This is a genomic window from Pseudomonas japonica (assembly GCF_013522925.1).
GTDB lineage: Bacteria > Pseudomonadota > Gammaproteobacteria > Pseudomonadales > Pseudomonadaceae > Aquipseudomonas > Aquipseudomonas japonica_A.
The window spans coordinates 149,409-170,681 of the sequence record NZ_JAAMQU010000011.1 but is presented as its reverse complement, the minus strand read 5'-3'; the positions used below and the strand labels follow the sequence as shown (position 1 = coordinate 170,681).

The 21,273-nt window shown below is 63.2% G+C and carries 17 protein-coding genes and 1 pseudogene; 15 read left to right on the top strand and 3 right to left on the bottom strand.

Features of this window, described 5'->3' with window-relative positions; all coding sequences use genetic code 11:
• Positions 1–13: 13 nt before the first annotated feature.
• Genes G7016_RS18195 through edd form a run of 3 tightly spaced genes read right to left on the bottom strand, consistent with a single transcriptional unit; the run spans position 14 to position 3,567 of the window.
• Entirely contained in the window at positions 14–742 is a 729-nt protein-coding gene (locus G7016_RS18195; protein ID WP_375139237.1) for a response regulator, read from the bottom strand.
• Positions 743–787: 45 nt separating this feature from the next.
• Positions 788–1,744 (bottom strand): glucokinase, encoded by a 957-nt coding sequence (locus G7016_RS18190; protein WP_181117122.1) that lies wholly within the window; start codon positions 1,742–1,744, stop codon positions 788–790.
• Positions 1,741–3,567 (bottom strand): phosphogluconate dehydratase, encoded by a 1,827-nt coding sequence (gene edd, locus G7016_RS18185; protein ID WP_181117121.1) that lies wholly within the window; start codon positions 3,565–3,567, stop codon positions 1,741–1,743. Before edd ends, G7016_RS18190 begins: the two co-directional genes overlap by 4 nt.
• Before the next feature lie 261 nt (positions 3,568–3,828).
• Between edd and gap the strand changes: the two genes are divergently transcribed.
• The 15 genes and pseudogenes from gap to G7016_RS18115 all read left to right on the top strand — a co-directional run bounded on the left by gap (position 3,829) and on the right by G7016_RS18115 (position 21,172).
• Entirely contained in the window at positions 3,829–4,830 is a 1,002-nt protein-coding gene (gene gap, locus G7016_RS18180) for a type I glyceraldehyde-3-phosphate dehydrogenase (protein WP_181117120.1), read from the top strand.
• 80 nt (positions 4,831–4,910) lie between these two features.
• The gene (locus G7016_RS18175) at positions 4,911–5,426 is read left to right on the top strand and encodes an RNA polymerase sigma factor (protein WP_181117119.1); all 516 of its coding nucleotides are present in this window, start codon (positions 4,911–4,913) and stop codon (positions 5,424–5,426) included.
• A 55-nt stretch (positions 5,427–5,481) separates the two neighbouring features.
• Complete coding sequence (locus tag G7016_RS18170) at positions 5,482–6,405, top strand: FecR family protein (protein ID WP_181117118.1); 924 nt, start codon at positions 5,482–5,484, stop codon at positions 6,403–6,405.
• A gap of 121 nt (positions 6,406–6,526) precedes the next feature.
• The gene (locus G7016_RS18165) at positions 6,527–9,022 is read left to right on the top strand and encodes a TonB-dependent receptor (RefSeq protein ID WP_219856316.1); all 2,496 of its coding nucleotides are present in this window, start codon (positions 6,527–6,529) and stop codon (positions 9,020–9,022) included.
• Positions 9,023–9,075: 53 nt separating this feature from the next.
• On the top strand, positions 9,076–9,690 hold the full coding sequence (locus tag G7016_RS18160) for a biliverdin-producing heme oxygenase (protein ID WP_181117116.1): 615 nt from the start codon (positions 9,076–9,078) through the stop codon (positions 9,688–9,690).
• A 55-nt stretch (positions 9,691–9,745) separates the two neighbouring features.
• The gene (locus G7016_RS18155; protein ID WP_181117193.1) at positions 9,746–10,156 is read left to right on the top strand and encodes a YbaN family protein; all 411 of its coding nucleotides are present in this window, start codon (positions 9,746–9,748) and stop codon (positions 10,154–10,156) included.
• 124 nt (positions 10,157–10,280) lie between these two features.
• Positions 10,281–11,561, top strand: a pseudogene (locus G7016_RS25640) (PDC sensor domain-containing protein); the annotation flags it as partial.
• A gap of 102 nt (positions 11,562–11,663) precedes the next feature.
• Complete coding sequence (locus G7016_RS25635) at positions 11,664–12,419, top strand: methyl-accepting chemotaxis protein (protein WP_375139239.1); 756 nt, start codon at positions 11,664–11,666, stop codon at positions 12,417–12,419.
• 73 nt (positions 12,420–12,492) lie between these two features.
• Positions 12,493–12,852, top strand: coding sequence for a DUF5064 family protein (locus tag G7016_RS18145; RefSeq protein ID WP_181117114.1), 360 nt, complete (start codon positions 12,493–12,495; stop codon positions 12,850–12,852).
• Between the two features lie 81 nt (positions 12,853–12,933).
• On the top strand, positions 12,934–14,445 hold the full coding sequence (locus tag G7016_RS18140) for a sigma-54-dependent transcriptional regulator (RefSeq protein ID WP_181117113.1): 1,512 nt from the start codon (positions 12,934–12,936) through the stop codon (positions 14,443–14,445).
• Positions 14,446–14,743: 298 nt separating this feature from the next.
• Positions 14,744–15,121 carry a glycine cleavage system protein GcvH gene (gene gcvH / locus G7016_RS18135; protein WP_181117112.1) on the top strand — a complete coding sequence of 126 codons (378 nt, stop codon included), beginning with the start codon at positions 14,744–14,746 and terminating at the stop codon, positions 15,119–15,121.
• A gap of 11 nt (positions 15,122–15,132) precedes the next feature.
• Complete coding sequence (gcvP, locus tag G7016_RS18130) at positions 15,133–17,991, top strand: aminomethyl-transferring glycine dehydrogenase (RefSeq protein WP_181117111.1); 2,859 nt, start codon at positions 15,133–15,135, stop codon at positions 17,989–17,991.
• A gap of 67 nt (positions 17,992–18,058) precedes the next feature.
• Entirely contained in the window at positions 18,059–19,435 is a 1,377-nt protein-coding gene (locus G7016_RS18125; RefSeq protein WP_181117110.1) for an L-serine ammonia-lyase, read from the top strand.
• A gap of 30 nt (positions 19,436–19,465) precedes the next feature.
• Positions 19,466–20,587, top strand: a complete 1,122-nt coding sequence (gene gcvT, locus G7016_RS18120; RefSeq protein ID WP_181117109.1) for a glycine cleavage system aminomethyltransferase GcvT — start codon at positions 19,466–19,468, stop codon at positions 20,585–20,587.
• Positions 20,588–20,959: 372 nt separating this feature from the next.
• Complete coding sequence (locus G7016_RS18115) at positions 20,960–21,172, top strand: cold-shock protein (protein ID WP_003175786.1); 213 nt, start codon at positions 20,960–20,962, stop codon at positions 21,170–21,172.
• The last annotated feature ends 101 nt before the right edge of the window (positions 21,173–21,273 follow it).

The window sequence follows — 21,273 nt, the reverse complement described above, 5'->3', positions numbered from 1 at the left end:
CAGCGGTAGCCGCTTACGCCGCGACAACGTTGGCCGCCAGCAGGTAACCACTGCCCCGCACGGTACGGATCAACCGCGGCGGTTTATCCGTATCACGCAGGCGCTGGCGAAGGCGGCTGACGGCCATGTCAACGATGCGGTCCAGCGGCATGGGCTCTCGCCCGCGGGTCGCATTGCCAATGGTGTCGCGATCAAGAATCTGCTGAGGATGGTCAAGGAATAACTTGAGCAGGGCGAAATCAGCGCCAGAGAGGATCACTTCTTCGCCGTCCACGTGGAACAAGCGGTGGCTTACAACGTCCAGCCGCCACTCGTCGAAGGCGAGCAGTTCGCTGGTGCGTTCGCTGCCAAATTGCGCCCGTCGCAGCAGCGCCTTGATCCGGGCTTGCAGTTCGCGGGGGCTGAAGGGTTTGCCCAGGTAATCGTCCGCGCCCAGCTCAAGGCCGACGATACGGTCGGCCTCATCGGAGCTGGCGGTGAGCATGATGATCGGCACCTGTGCCTGGCGGGGGTGCTGCCGGGCCCACCGGCACAGGCTGAAGCCGTCCTCGTCGGGCAGCATGATGTCCAGGATGACGAGGTCCACGCCGGCTGCGTTGAACGCTTCGCGAAAACCCTGGCCATCGCCGACCGCCCGTACCTGAAAGCCGGCACGGCCCAGGTAGGTGGTCAGCAGTTCGCGAATGTCCTGGTCATCATCCACCAGGAGGATGGTCTTTCCGGCAGTGGTCAAAGCGGTCATTCCCCGTCATCCCGGGTCGTCGCCCGTTCGACGCCGATTAGACGCTCAGAGCGGCCCTTCCCGCAAGGCCACTCCTGCCCCGATCAGGCCCGAGAACTCGGCGGTCACAACCCATACCGGCACATTTGAGAAATATCCGCTCATGCAGCCTTTGTCGCCGAAGCTCTCGTTGAAGCCGCTGGCCAGAAAACGCTCGATGAATTTAGGGATTACCCCGCCCACGATATACACCCCACCGAGCCCACCCACGGTAAGCACGTTGTTGCCAGCCACCCGCCCGAGGAAGCGGCAGAACTGGTCGATGGTCTGCTCGGCCACGGGGTCGCCTGCCAGCGCCAGTTCGGTTACCTGTGATGGCTGCGCCGCTTTCACCGGGTGGTCGTCCAGCGCGCAGATCGCCTGGTACAACCGCAACAGGCCGCCGCCGCTGAGGATGGTTTCGGCGCTCACATGGCCGATCTCGTCCTGGATGTGCTGGCGCAGGCTGGCTTCACGGGCATTGCCCACCGGAAGGTCCACATGGCCGCCCTCGCCTGGCAAGGCCATGTAGTGCCCGCCCCCGAGGTTGAGCAAGGTGCCAACCCCAAGGCCGGTACCCGGGCCAATCACCACGGCCGGGCGGCGCGGGTCGGCACGGCCTTCGCGCACGGTCCTGAATTCACCTTCCTGTAGCTGGGTCATGCCCAGCGCCATGGCGGTGAAGTCGTTGATCAACAGCAGGCGCTCTACCCGCAACGTGTTGCAGAAGGCCTTCTGGCTAAGCCGCCAGTGGTTGTTGGTGAAGCGGAACTCGTCGCCGTCCACGGGCCCGGCAACCGCCAGGCACACCTGAGAGACCGCGCCCGCGGCCAGGCCCTGGTCTTTCAGGTACTGCGCAATGGCTTGCTCGGGGCTGGTGTAGTCGGCGGTGGAGAAAACCTGCACCGCGCGCATCGCATCGTTTTCCCACAGGGCGAAACGAGCGTTGGTGCCACCGATGTCACCTACCAGTGCCAATGTCATTTAAGGGCTCCCAAAGCCGAGGTAAAGGCGCTGGCGCCCTGCTCGGCCGAGCTGAACGCCACCCGCATGAAACTGAACAGTTCACGACCGCAGCCCACGCTGCTGTCGATGGTTGGCACCGCAGGCTCGCGGGCGGCGAACTCGGCCGGATCGACCTTGAGCTCAAGGCTTCCGGTCGCGCCGTCGACGCGGATGATATCGCCATCGCGCACGCGGGCCAGCGGGCCATCGTCCACCCCTTCCGGGCAGACATGGATCGCGGCCGGGATCTTGCCCGATGCACCAGACATTCGTCCATCAGTAACCAGCGCCACCTTGAAGCCTCGGTCCTGCAGCACGCCGAGGAAGGGGGTCATCTTGTGCAGTTCCGGCATGCCGTTGGCCCGTGGCCCCTGGAAGCGCACCACCGCTACCACGTCGCGCTCCAGCTCACCGGCCTTGAACGCATCGGCCAGTTCCTGCTGGTCTTCGAATACCCGGGCAGGGGCCTCCACTACGCGGAATTCCGGCGCCACGGCCGACACTTTCATCACGCCGCGGCCCAGGTTGCCTTCCATAACCCGCAGCCCGCCTTCATTGGAGAAGGGGCGGCTGGCCGGGCGCAGGATCGCTTCTTCGAGGCTATCGCTCGGGCCATCGCGCCATACCAGCTTGCCATTGTCCAGGAAGGGCTCGCGGGTGTAGGCGGCCAGGCCTTTGCCCAGTACGGTGTTCACATCTTCGTGCAACAGCCCGGCGCTCAACAGCTCGCGGATCAGGAACGCCATGCCGCCGGCTGCCTGGAAGTGATTGATGTCCGCTTTGCCGTTCGGGTACACGTTGGACAGCGTGGGCACCACCTCGGACAGGTCGGCCATGTCTTTCCAGGTGAGCTGGATGCCCGCCGCCATGGCGATCGCTGGCAGGTGCAAGGTGTGGTTGGTGGAACCACCGGTGGCATGCAAGGCCACGCAGGCGTTGACCAGCGCGCGCTCGTCGACGATTTCGCCCAGCGGCATGAAGTTGCCGCTGGCCTTGGTGATGCGCACCACTTGCTGGGCGGCTTCGACCGTGAGCGCCTCGCGCAGCGGAGTGTTGGGGTTGATGAAGGACGACCCGGGCAAGTGCAGCCCCATGACTTCCATCACCAGCTGGTTGGTGTTGGCGGTGCCGTAGAACGTGCAGGTGCCCGGTGCATGGTAGGAATTCATCTCCGATTCCAGCAGCTCTTCACGCGTGGCCTTGCCTTCGGCGTAGCGCTGGCGGACGTCGGCTTTCTGCTTGTTGGAGATGCCGGACGGCATGGGCCCGCCCGGCACGAAGATGGTCGGCAAGTGCCCAAAACGCAGGGCGCCGATCATCAGGCCCGGAACGATCTTGTCGCAAATGCCCAGGCACAGGGCTGCGTCGAACATGTTGTGGGACAGCGCCACCGCGGTGGCCATGGCGATGGTTTCGCGGCTGGCGATCGACAACTCCATACCCGGCTCGCCCTGGGTCACCCCATCACACATGGCCGGCACACCACCGGCGAATTGGCCTACCGAGCCCATTTCCCGCAAGGCGGCCTTGATCACGTCGGGGTAACGCTCGTAGGGCTGATGCGCCGAGAGCATGTCGTTGTAGGCCGACACGATCGCCACGTTCGCCGCATTGAGCAGGCGCAGGTGGTGTTTGTCCTCCGCGCCGCAACCGGCCACGCCGTGGGCAAAGTTCGCGCATTGCAGCTTGCCGCGCTGAGGACCGTCGGTCGCGGCGGCGCGGATCATGGCCAGGTAACGCTCGCGCGTGGGGCGGCTGCGTTCGATCAGCCGTTCGGTAACCTCGAGGACGCGGGGATGCATGTAGGACTCCAGGCTTTAAATGGGACCGTTATCGGGCGCCGCAGCGGATCGTCCTGGGGTGAAACTTTCAACTTAACTGCCAGGGGTCGATCAAAAGACAGAGCCGTACCGGTCACGCGTTGTAGATAAAACAAAATTCTGCCATCAAAAAGGCTTGTTTTCTATTTCTATGCGAATAATCTTGTAATTCCAACAACAAAACAGATTTGGTGATTCGGATTCCTCGGCTGGAGCGTTCACAATCTGACAGTAGGTAAAGCCATGACCATTCGCATCGCAATCAACGGTTTCGGCCGCATCGGTCGAAACGTCCTTCGTGCACTGTATACCCAAGGCTACCGCCAGAACCTGCAAGTCGTCGCCATCAACGATCTGGGCGACAGCGCCATGAACGCGCACCTGCTCAAATATGACACCGTGCATGGCACGTTCGACGCGACCGTCGAGCATGACGAGCAGGGTTTGAGCGTGAACGGCGACCGGATTGCCGTTTCGGCCATCCGCAACCCCGCCGACCTGCCGTGGAAAGCCCACAACGTAGACGTGGTGTTCGAATGCACCGGCCTGTTCACTGATCGTGAGAAAGCCGCGGCGCACCTCACCGCAGGCGCCGGCAAAGTAATCATCTCCGCCCCGGCCAAGGGTGCCGATGCCACCGTGGTCTATGGCGTGAACCATCACATCCTCACCGCCGAGCACAAGGTCATCTCCAACGCTTCCTGCACCACCAACTGCCTGGCACCGGTGGCACAGGTGCTGGACCGTGAACTGGGCATCGAGCAAGGCCTGATGACCACGATCCATGCCTATACCAATGACCAGAACCTGATCGACGTTTACCACACCGACCCGTTCCGTGCCCGCTCCGCTACCCACTCGATGATCCCCAGCAAGACCGGCGCCGCTGAAGCAGTAGGCCTGGTGCTGCCGGAGCTCAAAGGCAAGCTGACCGGCATGGCCGTGCGGGTGCCGGTGATCAACGTGTCAGTGGTAGACCTTACGGTGAACGTGAAGCGCGACGTGACAGCCGACGAAGTCAATGCCCTGTTGAAGGCCGCTGCCGAGGGTTCGAAGGTGCTGGGTTACAACACCTTGCCGTTGGTGTCATGCGACTTCAATCATAACCCGCTGTCGTCCATCTTCGACGCCAACCACACCAAGGTGATCGGGCGCATGGTGAAAGTGATGGCCTGGTACGACAACGAATGGGGCTTCTCCAACCGTATGCTCGATAACTGCCTGGCCCTGTGTAACGCCAGGTAATGGTTCCCACGGGGACCCGGCTTGACCCAGGCAGCAGATGAGAAGCATTATCATCCGCTGCCAAGTGGTCAGGTCGCCCCGTGAACCCCTCTCGTCTGGATGTCGTGTTTCTCCGCCAACGGCTCAGCCTGCTTCGCACGCTACAAGGCCTGGTCCGTAATGCCAGCGTAGCCGAGGACCTGCTCCACGAAACCTGGCTCAGGGTTTCGCGTGCGCTGGCCGAGCGCCCCGTGGATCATCTCGAACCCTTCGTGTTCCAAACTGCCCGCAACCTGGCGCTCGACCACCTGCGCGCCCAGCGCCGCCACGCCCGCCTGGTGGATACCGAACTGCCCGCGCACGCCTTGCACAATGTGGCCGAGGAGCGCAGCAGCGCGGAGGACGCGGCCTATGCCGAACGGCTGTTGCGCCGCCTGAGCACGGAGGTGGCTGGCTTTACGCCGCGACAGCGGGAGATTTTCGTGCGCAACCGCCTTCACGGCCAGCCCTGCCCTGCTATCGCCCACGAACTCGGGATATCCGCGAGCACCGTGCAGAAAGAACTCAAGCAGATCATGCTTATATGCCTGCACGCTACAGGGCACGGTAGTGAGTAGTCGCCCGCGCGATCAGCGCCTAAGCTGCGGGGATCGAAACCAGGAGAAGCACCCGATGACCGACGCATCGCCCGGCAAGGCCCTGGAAGAGGCCGTGGAATGGATGATCGTCCTGCAAAGCCCTACGCCTGCGCAGTGCCAGGCCTTCGATGCCTGGCTGGCCGAAAACCCGTTGAACATCGATGCCTACTCCAAGGCTTGCGCGGGCTGGAACCATGAGGCCGTAGCGCACGTGGCGCAGGCGCTGGAAGTGCCCCGAAGCGCGGCCAAACCCCGGCCGTCACGCAAAGGCCGCTGGCGCCATGCCGTCGCGACCATGCTGGTTATTGGTGTAGCCGGCGTGAGCAATTTGCCGCTGCGGCTGCAGGCCGACCACCTCACCGCAACGGGAGAGCGGCAGCGGTTCGACCTCAACGACGGCACCCAGGTGGTGCTCAATACCGACACGGCCTTGTCCAGCGATGGCCAGGAGGACACGCGCTCGGCGCACCTCTACCAGGGCGAAGCGTGGTTCGACGTACCAGGGCGCGCTCGCCCATTGGAGGTGCAAGCCGGCCCTCTGGTGGCACATGCCAATGGCAGCACGTTCACCGTACGCCTGATGAAGGGCGAAACGCGGGTGCAGGTGGCGCGTGGCGAAGTGCAACTGGAAGGCGCCCGGCAAACCCTCAATGTGCCTGCGGGCATGGGCGTAAGCCTGAATGCTTCGGGTTTCGGCCGCCCTGCCCCGCTGCATCCGGACGAAGACCTCGCCTGGCTGCGAGGGCGACTGGTGTTCGTTGACCGCCCCTTCAAGCAGGTGCTCGCGGAGCTCAGCCGTTATTACCCTGGCTGGATCGTGATGGCCAACGATGCCCTTGGCGAGCGGCGTATCACCGGTAATTACAATGTGCAGGACCCCGCTGCCGCCCTTCGTGCGCTGGCTCAAGTCACTGCGGCAAGCCTTCGGGAGCTTCCTGGCGTGATGCTGCTGAACTGAACCCCTCACAGCCCGCGTACCCTTTCATAGCAGGCGCCAGGTTTTTTTTTACGCGTTTACGCCGTTCATTCGTCTCGTCTTCTTGCCAATGCAAATTATTCGCATCAAGACGGAGCCTTTCATGCATCATCCCCTGCTTCCCGGCGCCTTGTTTGCCCTCACGGCCGCGCTAAGTACCGCAGCCCAGGCGCAACTTGGCGACAGCCGCGATTTTCGTATCGCTCCACAGCCACTGCCCGCAGCGCTCAATGCCTTTAGCCTGGTCACCGGCTGGCAGTCCGGGCTGCCGGCAGAGTTCGGCCAGAATGTGATGTCCAGCGGCGTCACCGGCCACTATGCCTCCGAGGAAGCCCTGGCCCAATTGCTCAAAGGTACCGGGCTTTCCTACCGCAAGGTGGGTGACAACTCGGTGGTGCTCACGCGTCAGGCCGCAGTGGAGCTGGCGCCCGTCACCGTCAGTGCCACCCGCCGCGCGCAGGCCGTTAGCGAGGTACCGGGGAGCGTGAGCGTGATCGAGCGGCAAAGCCTGGACCGGGACAACGTCAACACCATCCACGATGCCGTGCGCTACGAGCCAGGCGTGAGCGTGGGCGGTGCCGGGCAGCGTTCCGGGCTTACCGGCTACAACATCCGCGGCATCGATGGCGATCGCATTCTTACCCAGGTGGATGGCGTGGCGATTCCGGAAAGCTATTTCTTCGGCCCTTACGCACAAACCCAGCGCAATTACGTAGATCCCGAAATCATCAAGCGAATGGAAATCCTGCGCGGCCCCAGTTCGTCCCTTTACGGCAGCACAGCCATTGGCGGCGCCGTGAGCTATTACACGCTCGACCCCGAGGACATCATCAAACCCGGAGAAGCCCTGGGCGCGCGGCTCAAGGCCGGTTACAGCTCCCGCGACAACAGCTGGCTCAAGTCCGGCACCTTCGCCGGGCGCCACGGGGCTTTCGATGGCTTGCTGCACCTCAGCCAACGCGACGGCCATGAAACGCAATCCTACGGAAGCGACCATGGCACCGGGCTGGCTCGCACCGCAGCCAACCCGCAGGACGTGCGCAGCAGCAGCGTGCTGGCCAAGGCTGGCTGGAACTACACCGACGACGGCCGCGTGGTGCTCACCTACGAGAAATACAAAAGCGAGACCGAAGCCGACATCAAAAGCGCGGTGGGCGGGCCTTTCATCTATGGCGCTGCGAGCGGCATGTACCGCTCGCGCAACACAGACGACACCCTTACCCGCGAGCGCTTCGGCATCGCCCACAGCTTCAGCCTGAACAGCCTGCTGGCGGACGAAGCCAAGTGGAGCCTGAACTACCAGTTGGCCAAGACCGACGAGCAGACCGACGAGCTGTATGTTCCCCGCACCCGTCAGGTGCTGCGCCACCGCGATACCACCTACAAGGACCGCCAGTGGATTTTCGACGGCCAATTGGAGAAAGCCTTCACCCTCGGCGCCACGGATCACGACCTTACCTATGGCGCAACGCTCAAGCGCCAGAAGGTGACCGGGTTGCGTTCGGGGTACGGCACCTGTTTGGCCAATGGGTTGAACTGCAGAGCGGGCAGCCCGAGTGCCGATGATTACCTGGCGCCGGAAAGTGACTTTCCGGACCCGACCGTGGATACCTTCAGCGTGTTCGCCCAGGATGAAATCCGCGTGGGCAACTGGTCATTCCTGCCGGGCGCGCGCTACGACTACACCCGTCTGAGCCCGCACCTCACGGATGAATTCCTGAACACCATCACCGCTACCGACGCCACGTTCAGCGACGAAACGAAAACCTGGCACCGCCTGTCCCCCAAGCTGGGGATTACCTACGCGTTTACCGAGAACACAAGCTGGTATGGCCAATACGCCGAAGGTTTCCGCACGCCCACGGCCAAGGCGCTTTACGGTCGCTTCGAGAATGCCGCTGGCGGTTACCGGGTAGAACCCAACCCCGACCTGGAGCCCGAAAAAAGCCGCAGTTTCGAAACCGGCCTGCGCGGCTACTACGACACCGGCAGCTTTGAACTGGCCCTGTTCTACAACAAATACCGCGACTTCATAGATGAAAACCAACTGAATGGTGCCTACGACGCAGTCACCTTCCAAAGCAGCAATATTCGCCGTGCCAGCATTCGCGGTGTGGAGCTCAAGGGCCGCTTGAACCTGGACCGTTTCGGCGCGCCGGAGGGGTTCTACAGCCAGGGCTCACTCGCCTATGCCCGTGGGCGCAACGACGATACCGGCCAGCCCATCAACAGCATCAACCCTCTCACCGGCGTGCTTGGGCTGGGCTACGAGCAACCGCGCTACGGCGGGCTGATGAGCTGGACACTGGTCAAACGCAAAACCCGTGTCGATGGCAGCAGCTTCAACACCCCCGATGGCGGCACCCTGTTCAAGACGCCGGGGTTCGGCACGCTGGACCTCACCGGTTATTACAAGCTCAGCGACGACCTGACCGTGAACGCCGGCCTGTACAACCTGACCGACAAGAAATACTGGCTGTGGGATGACGTGCGTGGCTACGACAGCGTGGGCGAAGCGGCAGTGACCGCACCCGCGAACCTGGACCGCCTCACCCAGCCCGGCCGCAATGTCTCCGTCAACCTGGTGTGGGACATCTGACACCTTGCCGGGCTGTGTTGCCGCCCGGCACCTTCGAATTCTGGAGCGAACCCATGAACGCAAACGCCACCTTCGCGCAGCAAACCCTCGCACATCCGCTACGCTCGCAACGGCTGAGCCAAGCCACCCATGCCCCTCACGAAGTGCTCGACAGGCTGGTGAAGGCCCAGGCACCCTTCGATTCGATCGAAGGCTTCAGCCGCTTCGTGACGGCCCAGTACCAGTTCCAGGCCGAGCTCGAAACGCTTTATAACAACCCTCGCCTGGTAATCCATTTCCCCGATCTGCCCTCGCGCTGCCGTCTGGAGCAGGCCCGCGCAGACCTGTCATATTTGCAGGTAGAGCTACCTGCCGCGGTGCCCGGCGCGCCGGCGGGTTTGTCCCTCGGCGAATCGCTGGGCTGGATTTTTGTCTCTGAAGGGTCGAAACTCGGCGCCGCGTTCCTCCTCAAGCGCGCCGAGGCCCTCGGGCTGTCGCCTACGCAGGGGGCTCGCCATCTGGCCGAACCCGAAGGGGGCCGGGCGGCGGGCTGGAAGGCCTTTGTCAAAGCGCTGGATGCCGTGGCGCTGGACGAACGTGAGGAGCAGCTCGCCGAGGCAGGCGCGCTCGCGGCGTTTGAGCGCTTTACTGTATTGCTGCAAACGGCCTTTGCCCGTGCACAGGCTTGAATTCATTGCCCGGCCCGCCCTCGGCGTGGCCGGGCCCCATCTCTGCACGGTGCCGATGACCGCCCAGCTTCCCCCCAACCGCTCGCGGCTCGCCCGCCTTCTCTACGGCGTGCTGGCTTACGTATGCCTGGGCATCGGCATCATTGCCATTTTCGTCCCAGGCCTGCCCACTACCGAGTTCGTGCTGATTGCCGCCTGGGCCGCTACCCGCAGCTCGCCCAGGCTTGCTGCCTGGCTGGAGCACCACAAGGTGTTCGGCCCGATCATCCGCAACTGGCGTAACGGCAAGGTGATCACACGGCGGTCGAAACTGGCCGCGACCTTCAGCATGCTGGCGTGCGCCGTGATCATGTGGCTGACCTTGCGCCATTACTGGGCGATCTATGCGGCCATCGGTGGCATGGTGCTGGTGAACCTGTGGATCTGGTCGCGCCCCGAAGGGGTAAAAGGATCCAACAAGCAATAACCGCCTGTCTAAAATATTTAAAGTCCTTGTATGGCTTGCCGATGCGGTGAGGTAGTCGAACGTTCGGCTTGCGGGGTGCGCCACAGCCCCTCGCTGATCACCTCACCCATTACGAGCGCGCCCCATGCTGCAGTCACTTTCTATCCGTTTGAAGATAGTCCTCTTGGCGGGGCTATGTCTTGTTGCCGTGGTCGCCACCGTGGTGGGCATGAATATTTACCAAAGCCGGCAAAACAATGCCTTGGTCAGCGACTCGAGCGAGCGGATGCTCACCCGTAGCGTCGAGAAGCTGCTGCTGGCGCAGGCGGCGGAAAAAGCCGCTTCGCTGCAAAAGGCCTACAGCGCCGACCTGATGCTGGCCAGTGATGTAGCCGAGCAGATGGGCCAGCTGAGCAGCGCGGGCAAACGCCACGACTTCAGCGATCGCGCCATCCGTGAGGAAGCCAACCGCGCGCTGGAGCTGAGCTTCAAGCGTAACCGTGACGTGCTGGGGGTGTGGGCGGTCTTCCAGCGTGACGCCTTTGATGGCGATGACGCCGGCTTTGTAGCCGATCTGGCACGCGGCTCCAACGAAACCGGCCGCTTCGGCAGCTATTGGAGCCGCTACGACGGCACCGACAACAACACCGCCATCGATGAAGACGACCTGGTGAAGTCGGACATCAACGCCAGCGGCCTGCCCTACAACACCTGGTACACCTGCGCCCTGCAAAGCGGCAAGCTGTGCCTGCTCGAGCCCTATGCCGACACTATCGGCGACAAAACCGTGCTGATGACTACCATCGCATTGCCCATCCGCGTCGATGGCAAGGTGGTGGGCGTGGCCGGTGTAGACCTGGCCCTCAACTCGCTTCAGGTCAGCGCGGTACAGGCCAAGGCTGAGCTGTTCGACGGCGCAGGCCACATCATGGTGCTTTCCAGCAAAGGCGTGTTGGCCGCCAACAGCGATGCGGCCGATACCCTCGGCAAGCGCATCGACACCGCCCTCGGCGACGAAGGCCGGGAGATCCTGCAGCTGGTACAAGGTGGCACCGCCAAGGTTATCGCCCGCGGCGACCTGATCCGCGCCATTTATCCCGTAACACCGGTAGAAGGCGCCCCTTCATGGGGTGTAGCGATCGACCTGCCCCGCAATGTATTGCTGGCTGATGCCATGAAACTTCAGAACCTGCTGGATGCCGAGCAAACCAGCGGCACCTTGCAAACCCTGGCCGTGGCCATCGTGGCGGGCCTGCTCGGCTTGCTGTTGCTGTGGCTCACGGCCTCGGGCGTGACCCGCCCGATCACCGGCGTGGCCATGATGCTCAAGGATATCGCCAGCGGCGAAGGCGACCTCACCCGCCGCATCCAGTACGCTCGCCGCGATGAATTGGGCGAGCTGGCGAGCTGGTTCAACCGCTTCCTCGACAAGCTGCAACCCACGATTGCCCAGATCAAGACCAGTATCACCGAGGCGCGCGCCACGGCGGACCAGTCCTCGGAAATCGCTCGGCAGACCAGCGACGGCATGCAAGTGCAATTCCGCGAGATCGACCAGGTGGCCACCGCTTCGAACCAGATGAGCGCCACCGCTCAGGAAGTGGCCAGCAGCGCGTCCAACGCCGCCAGCGCGGCACGAGGGGCGGACCAGTCGGCACGGGATGGCATGAGCATCATCGAGCGCAGCACCCGTGACATCAACGGCCTGGCCGAAGAAGTAAGCAAAGCCGTGGCCGAGGTGGAAACCCTGGCGGTGAACAGCGAGCAGATCGGTACCGTGCTCGAAGTGATCCGCAGCATTGCCGAGCAGACCAACCTGCTGGCGTTGAACGCCGCCATCGAGGCAGCCCGCGCTGGCGAGAGCGGCCGTGGCTTCGCGGTGGTGGCCGACGAAGTGCGTAACCTGGCCAAGCGTACTCAGGATTCGGTGGAAGAAATTCGCCACGTGATCGAGCGCATCCAGGGGGCCACTCGCGATGTGGTGTCGACCATGCATTCGAGCCAAGGCAAGGCCCAGGAGAACGCTACGCAGATTCTCCAGGCGTCCTCTGCCCTTACCCGCATCAGTGAGGCGGTTGGCGTGATCAGCGAGATGAACTTGCACATCGCCAGTGCCGCGGAAGAACAAAGCGCCGTGGCCGAAGAAGTGAACCGCAACGTATCGGCAATCCGCATGGTGACCGAAACCCTGACCGGCCAGGCAACGGAGTCGGCACAGGTCAGCAGCCAGCTCAACGCCCTGGCCAGCCAGCAAATGCGCCTGATGGACCAGTTCAAGGTCTGATTGCCCATTGCGGTCTATGCTTCTAGCGTCTACGCCCCGGCCCTCGGGGCGTTTCAGCAAGGGAGCGCTATCGATGTTCGAACCGGGCCATTTGCATCTTGAACACATCCCAGCCCAGCCACGCGATGTTGCGTACCGGCTGGACATCACCTACGAGCCTCACGACGAGCCCAACGGCACGGTGATGCACTTCCAGGTTACTGGAGATATCGCCGGGCAGCCGTTGGACGAAGGCCTGGACCTGCCCGCGGACCTGGCCTTCAATTTCGCCAGCGACATCGACCACCTGGCGCGCCAGCACGGCATGCCGGCAACCCAGGTGCTACCCATCAGCATTCACAAGCAGTACGACGCCATGTTCGCTGACATTCAGAACAAACTGCAGCGTTCACCCGGCGACCCGGTCGACCCTGCGCACTTGCCCACACCGTAGGCAAGCGCGGGCAGCGGTTCCTTCATACCTGAGGGCAAGGCATAATTCGCGGCTTCTGCCGCTCAGGCCCGCCCGCCCCCTATGCGCATTCACGTAAGTTTCCAAGACCGCGTCGGTATCACCCAGGAGGTGCTTGCCCTGCTGGGCGCGCGCAACCTCAACCTGGATGCCGTGGAAATGGTCCCGCCCAATGTCTACATCGACGCGCCCACGCTCAGCCCGGCGGTGCTGGATGAGCTGCGCGGGGCGTTGTTTGCCGTGCAAGGCGTGACTGCCGTCACGGTGGTAGACATGCTGCCCGGCCAGCGCCGGCATTTGCAGCTCGACGCGCTGCTGGCCGCCATGAGCGACCCGGTGCTGGCGGTGGATACGGCCGGCACGGTACTGCTGGCAAACCCCGCCATGGTGTCGCTGTATGGGCGCGACCTCGCGGGCCAACCGCTGAGCGAGCTGTTCAACGACCCTGCAGTGATGACGGCCTTGCTGGAAAACGGGTTTCGCCTGCCGCTGCGAGAAGTGGCGGTCGAAGGCGAGCCGCTGCTGCTGGAGGCCACGCCCATCCCCAACGCCGGGGCGCTGCTCACGCTCTACCCGCCCAACCGGATCGGGGAGCGCCTGGCGGCCTTGCACCACGACCATGCCGAAGGCTTCGAGGCGCTACTGGGAGAGTCCGCTGCCATTCGCCAACTCAAGGCGCGCGCGCAACGTATCGCAACGCTGGATGCGCCCTTGCTCATTCAGGGCGAAACCGGCACCGGCAAGGAATTGGTAGCGCGGGCGTGCCATGCGGCCAGTGCACGCCACAACGCCCCATTCCTGGCGCTCAACTGTGCAGCGTTGCCGGAGAACCTTGCCGAGAGTGAACTGTTTGGCTATGCCCCGGGCGCGTTCACCGGCGCGCAGCGCGGCGGCAAGCCCGGCTTGATGGAGCTGGCGCATCAGGGAACGGTCTTTCTGGATGAAATCGGCGAGATGTCTCCGTACCTACAGGCCAAGCTGCTGCGGTTCCTCAACGACGGCAGCTTCCGCCGCGTGGGCGGCGAGCGCGAAGTGAAGGTGAACGTGCGTATTCTCAGCGCCACGCACCGGGACCTGAACAAAATGGTCAGCGAGGGGAGCTTTCGCGAAGACCTGTACTACCGGCTCAATGTACTCAACCTAGACGTGCCGCCGCTGCGCGACCGGGGGCAGGACATCCTGTTGCTGGCGCGCTGGTTCATGCGCCAGGCCTGCGCGCAGATCGGCCGGCCGGTGTGCCGTTTGGCGCCCGGCACCTATCCGGCGCTGCTCGGCAATCGCTGGCCGGGCAATGTTCGCCAACTCCAGAACGTGATCTTCCGCGCTGCGGCCATCTGCGAAAGTACGCTGGTGGACATTGGCGACCTGGACATTGCTGGCACTTCGGTAGCCCAACACCGGGACCGGGATGTGCAAAGCCTGGAACAGGCCATGGACGACTACGAACGCGCACTGCTGGAAAAGCTCTACGCCGACTACCCTTCCAGCCGCCAGCTCGCCGCCAGGCTACACACCTCGCACACCGCCATCGCCAATCGGCTGCGCAAGTATGGGATACCGGGGCAGAGGGAGTAATGAACCCTGGTCTTTCTGTTGGTCTTCCCGGCCGTCCACATAATCGTGACGCCCCCGTAATGAATTCAATACGGTGTATTTATCACGTTACACCCCCCCCAGGCCGCCCAGGCGCTGACTTCGCTTAAAACCGTAACGGAACCGCTACACCGCCGTTCCTCACGCTGTTTCAATGATCCAGCGGCGCCCAACAAAACCAGCCCTTTGCCCCGCTTGGCAACCAAATTGCAACAGCCCCTGCAATCCAGCCCACACGGGCACTTGTTTTCGGCCCTGTATCGGCCTTCAGGAGTGTTGCATGAGCGTTTTGCGTTTTACCCATGAGCATGAGTGGCTGCGTGCCGAAGCGGACGGCAGCGTGACGGTGGGTATCACCGCGTTCGCTCAGGAAGCACTGGGTGACGTGGTATTTGTGCAGTTGCCAGACACCGGCGATCACGCCGCTGACGCAGAAGTGGCGGTGCTGGAGTCTGTAAAGGCAGCGAGCAGCATCAACATGCCGCTCGACGGTGAAATTCTTGAGGTGAACCCGGCGCTCGAGGGCAAACCCGAGCTGGTGAACGAAGACCCGCTGGGCCGTGGCTGGTTCTTCCGCTTCAAGCCCGCCGACGCCGCCCAACTGGATGGCCTGCTCGACCAGAACGCCTACGATCAACTCATCGCCGCACAAGCCTGAGGAGACGCAACATGCCTTTCGACGTTGCTTTGACCACCGATAACGAATTCATCGGCCGCCACATCGGCCCCCGCGCCGAGGACGAGCAGGCGCTGCTGCAAACCCTTGGTTTCGACAGCCTGGAAGCCCTCACCGCTGCGGTAATCCCGGACTCCATCAAGGGCACCAGCGTGCTCGATGGCAGCGACGGCCAGAGCGAAGCCGATGCCCTGGCCGCGCTCAAGGCCATCGCCGGCCAGAACCAACTGCTCAAAAGCCTGATTGGCCAGGGTTACTACAACACCCATACCCCGGCACCGATCCTGCGCAACCTGCTGGAAAATCCGGCCTGGTACACCGCCTATACGCCCTACCAGCCGGAAATTTCCCAAGGCCGGCTCGAGGCCTTGCTGAACTTCCAGACCCTGGTCAGCGACCTCACCGGCCTGCCGATCGCCAACGCCTCGCTGCTGGACGAAGCCACCGCCGCCGCCGAAGCCATGACCTTCTGCAAGCGGTTGTCGAAAAACAAGGGCGGCAACGCTTTCTTCGCTTCGGTACATTGCCACCCGCAAACCCTGGACGTGCTGCGCACCCGTGCCGAACCGCTAGGCATCGAGGTGGTGGTGGCAGATGAGCAAACGCTGGAAGACACCAGCGCCTTCTTTGGCGCCCTGCTTCAGTACCCAGCCAGCAACGGCGACGTGCTGGATTACGCGGCAGTGGTCGAGCGCTTCCATGGCAGCCAGGCGCTGGTAGCCGTGGCTGCGGACCTGCTGGCCCTGACACTGCTGACGCCGCCCGGTGAATTCGGCGCGGACGTGGCCATCGGCAGCGCCCAGCGTTTCGGCGTGCCCCTGGGCTTCGGCGGCCCTCACGCGGCGTACTTCTCCACGAAAGACGCCTACAAGCGCGACATGCCCGGCCGGTTGGTAGGCGTGTCCATCGACCGCCATGGCAAGCCAGCCTATCGCTTGGCCATGCAAACCCGTGAACAACACATCCGCCGCGAAAAGGCGACCAGCAACATCTGCACCGCCCAGGTGCTGTTGGCGAACATCGCCAGCATGTTTGCGGTTTACCACGGCCCCAAAGGCCTGCAACAGATTGCCAAACGCACCCATGCGCTCACCGCTATCCTCGCCACAGGGCTCAAGGAGCTGGGCGTAGAGGTGGAACAGGCATCCTTCTTCGATACCCTGACCCTGCGCACAGGCGCCAACACTGCCGAGCTACATGCCAAGGCCCGGGCCGCTGGCTATAACCTGCGCCAGGTGGACGCCGAACGCGTGGGCCTGTCGCTGGACGAAACCAGCCGGCAAGCGGACGTCGAAGCGCTTTGGGCGTTGTTCAGCAATGGCCAGGCACCAAACTTCGCGACCGTTGCAGCCAGCGCCTCCGACGCATTGCCTGCCCCGCTGCTGCGCCAGAGCGCGATTCTCAGCCACCCGGTGTTCAACCGTTATCACTCCGAAACCGAGCTGATGCGCTACCTGCGCCGCCTGGCCGACAAGGACCTGGCGCTGGACCGCACCATGATCCCGCTGGGCTCCTGCACCATGAAGCTTAATGCGGCAAGCGAGATGATCCCGGTGACCTGGGCCGAATTCGGCAACCTGCACCCCTTCGCTCCCGCAGAGCAAAGCCAGGGCTACAAGGCGTTGACCGAAGAACTTGAGGCCATGCTGTGCGCGGCCACCGGCTACGACGCCGTGTCGCTGCAACCCAACGCCGGCTCACAAGGTGAGTACGCCGGGCTGCTGGCCATCCGCGCTTACCACCTGAGCCGTGGCGACAGCCAGCGTGACCTGTGCCTGATCCCCTCCTCCGCCCACGGGACCAACCCGGCCACCGCTCACATGGCTGGCATGCGCGTGGTGGTGACAGCCTGCGACGCACGGGGCAACGTCGACATCGACGACCTGCGCGCCAAGGCCGAGGAGCATCGGGACCGCCTGGCCGCGCTGATGATCACCTACCCGTCCACCCACGGGGTGTTCGAGGAAGGCATCGGTGAAATCTGCCAGATCATCCATGACAACGGTGGCCAGGTGTACATCGACGGCGCCAACATGAATGCCATGGTCGGCCTGTGCGCCCCTGGCAAGTTCGGCGGCGACGTGTCCCACCTCAACCTGCACAAAACCTTCTGCATCCCCCATGGCGGTGGCGGCCCCGGCGTAGGCCCCATTGGCGTGAAAGCCCACCTGGCGCCGTTCCTTCCCGGTCATGGCGAGCTGGCGCGCAAGGAAGGCGCCGTGTGCGCGGCACCGTTCGGCAGCGCGAGCATTCTGCCCATCACCTGGATGTACATTCGCATGATGGGCGGCGCGGGCCTCAAGCGCGCCTCGCAAGTGGCCATTCTGAACGCCAACTACATTGCCCGCCGGCTCGAGGAGCACTACCCGGTGCTCTACACTGGTAGCAATGGCCTGGTCGCTCACGAATGCATTCTCGACCTGCGCCCCCTCAAGGACAGCAGCGGCATCAGCGTCGATGACGTCGCCAAGCGCTTGATCGACTTCGGCTTCCACGCCCCGACCATGTCCTTCCCGGTTGCGGGCACGCTGATGATCGAGCCGACCGAAAGCGAATCCCGCGAAGAGCTGGACCGCTTCTGTGACGCGATGATCTGTATTCGCGAAGAAATCCGCGGAGTGGAAAGCGGCGCCCTCGACCCCGAGGACAACCCGCTGAAGAACGCGCCGCACACCGCCGAAGAACTGCTGGGGGAATGGCCGCACAGCTACAGCCGCGAGCAGGCCGCCTACCCGTTGGCCAGCCTGAAGGCGACCAAGTACTGGCCGCCGGTGGGCCGCGTCGACAACGTGTTCGGCGACCGCAATCTCGTGTGCGCCTGCCCACCTATCGAAGCCTATCAAGAGGCCTGACCTGGCCACAGGGCGGTGTCTTCACCGCCCTCCCGGGTCACCTCGATAGCGTCTTCCTGGAGCGATCATGTCCCTGAGTGTGTTCGATCTGTTCAAGATCGGTATCGGCCCGTCCAGCTCGCATACGGTCGGCCCCATGCGGGCAGCCGTGCGCTTCGCCGAAGGGCTGCGCCGCGATGGCCTGCTCACCAGTGTGGCTCAGGTGAAAGTGGAGCTGTATGGCTCGCTGGGCGCCACCGGTAAGGGCCATGGCAGCGACAAGGCCGTGCTGATGGGGCTCGAAGGCGAGCAGCCCGACACGGTAGACACCACCACCATCGAGCCTCGGCTGGCGGCCATTCGCGCCAATGGCCGGCTACGCCTGCTGGGCGAGCACGAAATCGCCTTCGTCGAAAAGCAGCACCTGGCAATGATCCGCAAGCCGCTGCCCTACCACCCCAATGGCATGATCTTCCGGGCATTCGACGCCGCCGGGCTGCAAGTCCGCAGCCGGGAGTACTACTCCGTGGGTGGCGGCTTCGTGGTGGACGACAACGCGGCGGGGGCTGACCGCATCGTGGCGGACACTACCGTGCTGGCGTATCCCTTTACCACGGCCAAGCAACTGCTGGCCCACTGCATCAACGCGGGGCTGTCCGTCAGCCAGGTAATGCAGGCCAACGAGCTGGCATGGCGCCCGGAAGCCGAAACCCGGGCCGGCCTGTTGCATATCTGGCAAGTGATGCAGCACTGCGTGGCGGCAGGTTGCGAGAACGAGGGCATCCTGCCAGGCGGCCTGAAGGTCAAGCGCCGCGCCGCAGTCTTGTATCGGCAACTGCGCAACAACCCGGAGGCTGCCCTGCGTGACAGCCTTTCTGTCCTCGACTGGGTCAATTTGTACGCGCTGGCAGTGAACGAAGAAAACGCCAGCGGCGGGCGTGTGGTCACGGCGCCAACCAACGGCGCCGCCGGCATCGTGCCTGCCGTGCTGCATTACTACATGCGGTTCGTGCCGGGCGCCAATGAGGATGGTGTAGTCCGCTTCCTCCTCACGGCGGCCGCCATCGGCATCCTCTATAAAGAGAATGCGTCCATCTCCGGCGCCGAAGTGGGCTGCCAGGGTGAGGTGGGCGTGGCCTGCTCCATGGCCGCCGGCGGCTTGTGCGAAGTCATGGGCGGTACACCGCAACAGGTAGAGAACGCCGCAGAAATTGGCATGGAGCATAACCTGGGCCTTACCTGCGATCCTATCGGGGGGCTGGTGCAGGTGCCGTGCATCGAGCGCAACGCCATGGGCTCGGTCAAGGCGATCAACGCCGTGCGCATGGCTCTGCGTGGGGATGGCCAACACCACGTATCGCTCGACAAGGTAATACGCACCATGCGCCAGACCGGCGCCGACATGAAGAGCAAGTACAAGGAAACGGCTCGCGGCGGCCTGGCAGTAAACATTATCGAATGCTGACGGCGCGGCCGCGGCAGAAGGAGCACACCGATGTCTGAAGTTTTGTTGAAAACCCCGCTGCACGCCTTGCACCTGGAACTCGGCGCGCGGATGGTGCCCTTTGCCGGCTACGAGATGCCGGTTCAATACCCGCTCGGGGTGCTCAAGGAGCACCTGCATACCCGCGAACAGGCCGGGCTGTTCGACGTGTCTCACATGGGCCAGATTCGCCTGGTGGGCAAAGATGTCGCAGCGGCGCTGGAAACCCTGGTGCCGGTGGATATCATCGACCTGCCCGTGGGCACTCAGCGCTATGCCGTGTTCACCAACGACCAGGGTGGGATCCTCGACGACCTGATGGTGGCCAGGCTTTCCGAGGAGGAGTTGATCCTTGTGGTTAACGCCGCCTGCAAGCACGCCGACCTGGCGCACCTTCGCCAGCACCTGGAAGGCCAATGCACCATCGAGCCCTTGTTCGAAGCGCGCGCATTGCTAGCGCTGCAAGGCCCCAAAGCGGTGGACGTGCTGGCGCGCCTGCAACCGTCCGTGGCGAGCATGACCTTCATGCAGTTTGCCCCCGTGGAACTGGCAGGCATCGACTGCTTCGTCAGCCGCTCGGGGTATACCGGGGAAGATGGCTACGAAATCTCGGTGCCGACCGAACAGGCCGAAGCCCTCGCGCGTCGCCTGCTGGACGAACCCGAAGTACAAGCGATCGGCCTTGGCGCGCGGGATTCGCTACGGCTCGAAGCCGGCCTGTGCCTGTACGGCCACGACATGAACGAAACCCTCACCCCGGTGGAAGCCAGCCTTGGATGGGCAATCTCCAGGGCGCGCCGGGCAGATGGTGCTCGCGCCGGCGGGTTCCCCGGGGCTGAGCGCATATACGCCCAACAAAAGGAGGGCGTGGCGCGCAAACGGGTTGGCCTCCTCCCACAAGAACGCATGCCGGTGCGTGAAGGCGCCGAAGTTGTGGATGCGAACGGCACAACCGTGGGGCAGGTGTGCAGCGGCGGCTTCGGCCCAACGCTTAATGCGCCAGTGGCGATGGCTTGGGTAGACACGCACCTGAGTGGGCTGGATACCGAACTGTGGGCACTGGTGCGGGGCAAAAAGGTACCGGTCAAAGTTGCCCGGATGCCCTTTGTGGCACAGCGTTATTTCCGCGGCTAAGCTGGGTACAGCGCCGTGGCGTTTTTCGTGTGTAACGAGGCCGTCATGGCGCTGTGTTTGCATAGCAAGGCAGGCTGATTTTCAAACCGTTTATAACGGTTGAGCGGTCATGCTGGATAAACAGGAACAAGCACGAAAAGCGGGGAAAAAAAGGCACAAAAGCAGGCGTTTTCGGGGCTTGTTTTTGTAACTGAAGTTAGCGTAGAGTCATCTCGACTGTGTTTGCATGGGTCGCTATGGTTCGTGACCTGGGCAGTAGCGCTAGGCTTTGCTACAACCCGTTCGACGTCTCTTACTTTCCTGCAACCAGCAACAGCGACCTTTCATTGTGAAAGCAGCTGACATTAATATTGAGCTTCAAGGAAATAAGATATGAGCCAGCGTCAGAGCGGTACCGTCAAGTGGTTTAACGACGAAAAGGGTTTTGGTTTTATCACTCCTGAGAGCGGTCCGGATCTGTTCGTACACTTCCGCGCTATCCAGGGCAACGGCTTCAAAAGCCTGAAAGAAGGCCAGAAAGTGACCTTCGTTGCTGTGCAGGGCCAGAAAGGCATGCAGGCAGACGAAGTTCAAGCCGAAGCCTGATCCCCTTCGCATGAAAAAGCCCCGGCTGGAAACAGCCGGGGCTTTTTTTATGCCGATTCACTCGTGCAAGGTGCTAACCCCTTTCGCGAGCTTCGCCTGCG

What these genes read in the sequence shown, in the direction of transcription:
- G7016_RS18195 (WP_375139237.1), bottom strand. Translation starts at nt 742, where the DNA reads ATGACCGCTTTGACCACTGCCGGAAAGACCATCCTCCTGGTGGATGAT.
- G7016_RS18190 (WP_181117122.1), bottom strand. Translation starts at nt 1,744, where the DNA reads ATGACATTGGCACTGGTAGGTGACATCGGTGGCACCAACGCTCGTTTC.
- edd (WP_181117121.1), bottom strand. Translation starts at nt 3,567, where the DNA reads ATGCATCCCCGCGTCCTCGAGGTTACCGAACGGCTGATCGAACGCAGC.
- gap (WP_181117120.1), top strand. Translation starts at nt 3,829, where the DNA reads ATGACCATTCGCATCGCAATCAACGGTTTCGGCCGCATCGGTCGAAAC.
- G7016_RS18170 (WP_181117118.1), top strand. Translation starts at nt 5,482, where the DNA reads ATGACCGACGCATCGCCCGGCAAGGCCCTGGAAGAGGCCGTGGAATGG.
- G7016_RS18165 (WP_219856316.1), top strand. Translation starts at nt 6,527, where the DNA reads ATGCATCATCCCCTGCTTCCCGGCGCCTTGTTTGCCCTCACGGCCGCG.
- G7016_RS18160 (WP_181117116.1), top strand. Translation starts at nt 9,076, where the DNA reads ATGAACGCAAACGCCACCTTCGCGCAGCAAACCCTCGCACATCCGCTA.
- G7016_RS18155 (WP_181117193.1), top strand. Translation starts at nt 9,746, where the DNA reads ATGACCGCCCAGCTTCCCCCCAACCGCTCGCGGCTCGCCCGCCTTCTC.
- G7016_RS25635 (WP_375139239.1), top strand. Translation starts at nt 11,664, where the DNA reads ATGCAAGTGCAATTCCGCGAGATCGACCAGGTGGCCACCGCTTCGAAC.
- G7016_RS18145 (WP_181117114.1), top strand. Translation starts at nt 12,493, where the DNA reads ATGTTCGAACCGGGCCATTTGCATCTTGAACACATCCCAGCCCAGCCA.
- G7016_RS18140 (WP_181117113.1), top strand. Translation starts at nt 12,934, where the DNA reads ATGCGCATTCACGTAAGTTTCCAAGACCGCGTCGGTATCACCCAGGAG.
- gcvH (WP_181117112.1), top strand. Translation starts at nt 14,744, where the DNA reads ATGAGCGTTTTGCGTTTTACCCATGAGCATGAGTGGCTGCGTGCCGAA.
- gcvP (WP_181117111.1), top strand. Translation starts at nt 15,133, where the DNA reads ATGCCTTTCGACGTTGCTTTGACCACCGATAACGAATTCATCGGCCGC.
- G7016_RS18125 (WP_181117110.1), top strand. Translation starts at nt 18,059, where the DNA reads ATGTCCCTGAGTGTGTTCGATCTGTTCAAGATCGGTATCGGCCCGTCC.
- gcvT (WP_181117109.1), top strand. Translation starts at nt 19,466, where the DNA reads ATGTCTGAAGTTTTGTTGAAAACCCCGCTGCACGCCTTGCACCTGGAA.
- G7016_RS18115 (WP_003175786.1), top strand. Translation starts at nt 20,960, where the DNA reads ATGAGCCAGCGTCAGAGCGGTACCGTCAAGTGGTTTAACGACGAAAAG.